This window comes from bacterium (assembly GCA_024228115.1).
In the GTDB taxonomy this organism is placed as follows: Bacteria; Myxococcota_A; UBA9160; order UBA9160; family UBA6930.
In genome coordinates this window covers 1-1,150 of sequence record JAAETT010000506.1, presented here as the reverse complement: position 1 = coordinate 1,150, position 1,150 = coordinate 1, and the positions used below count along the sequence as shown (strand labels likewise).

General features: G+C 63.1%; 3 protein-coding genes. 1 reads left to right on the top strand and 2 read right to left on the bottom strand.

Translation table 11 applies throughout. The annotated features are described in order from the left end of the window. Window positions 1–267: tyrosine-type recombinase/integrase (locus GY937_21460; GenBank protein ID MCP5059281.1), on the top strand; the 267-nt coding region annotated here is incomplete at its 5' end. A gap of 53 nt (window positions 268–320) precedes the next feature. On the opposite strand, the gene GY937_21455 is transcribed toward GY937_21460, so the two are convergent. Further along, complete coding sequence (locus tag GY937_21455) at window positions 321–605, bottom strand: type II toxin-antitoxin system RelE/ParE family toxin (GenBank protein ID MCP5059280.1); 285 nt, start codon at window positions 603–605, stop codon at window positions 321–323. After that, window positions 602–829 carry an addiction module protein gene (locus GY937_21450; GenBank protein MCP5059279.1) on the bottom strand — a complete coding sequence of 76 codons (228 nt, stop codon included), beginning with the start codon at window positions 827–829 and terminating at the stop codon, window positions 602–604. The genes GY937_21455 and GY937_21450 overlap by 4 nt, the downstream gene beginning before the upstream one ends. Window positions 830–1,150 lie beyond the last annotated feature (321 nt).

The window sequence follows — 1,150 nt, the reverse complement described above, 5'->3', positions numbered from 1 at the left end:
GAGCCCTTCAAGAAGAACCGACTCACCGACCTCGTGAAGAAAACGATCGAGAAGGCCGGCATCGAAAAGCCCGGCGCCTGCCACATCTTCCGCCACACGATGGCGACGCTCATGCTCGACGCCGGTGCCGACATCCGCCACATCCAGGCCATCCTCGGCCACAGCCCGCTCTCCACCACCGCGCTCTACACCCAGGTCTCGATCCGGAAGCTGAAAGAAGTGCATGCGAGGACGCATCCCGCGGATCAGCCACCCTCGGCTGATTGAGCACTCCCCGCATCGCCTCTTTCTTTAGCCGCCTCCGGCAACGGTGCTCGGAGCTAGGCCTCGAAGCGTCTCGGTCGGCGTCGGCTGTGATAGACGGCGAGTACATCGACATGATCCGAGCGGACCACATAGAAGACCGAGTAGGGGAAGCGATGAAGGGGCGCTCGTCGTACCGGGTCGTGTTGGACGGGGTAGATCTCGGGCTCGCGACCGATCCGAGCGAAACTGGCATCGACGGAGCGGAGAAAGGCCTCGCCGAGCCCCGAGCGCCTGGACTCATACCAGGCGTAGACTTCGTCGATGTCGAGTTCCGCTCGCTGCCGAAGGGAGAGCCTCACCGGTGGCGTTGCTGGATGCGCTCTCGCGCGGCCTCCCAAGGAGATCCGCCCTCTGGGTCAGAATCCGCCTCGGCAAGCCGCTGGTCGAGGTCCTCGCGTTGCTCGCGGGTCAGATCGAGGGCCTCGGCCTCTGCGGGAATACTGTCCCAAAGCTCCTCGACCAGCTCCAGGCGCTCCGCCACGGAGAGCCGGAAGAGTTCCTTGCGGAGTGCATTCGAGGTCATGAAAGGGAGTCTGGCGCCGGGCTCGCGATGGAGCAAGTCCGAAAGGGCTTGCCTGCCGGTTGCCGCTTCCTGGGCCGTGCGGTGCCAACGACGTTTCCCTTGCGCGTGCGCCTTGCTAAGCCGAAACTCGCTTCTAGGGAAATTTCCGGGAGCCCCTCGAGTGCATCAAGGCAATCTTGCTCTAACCTGAACTATGCACGAAAGTTGGCTGAGAAGCTGGCTTTCCAATGTTTCAGCGTGCCGCGCGGCGATTGACGCTGACGGATCTCGTTTTGGGTGGTCGATGCCCATTCCGTGGCGCGAATGCGGAGTGTGCTTCGG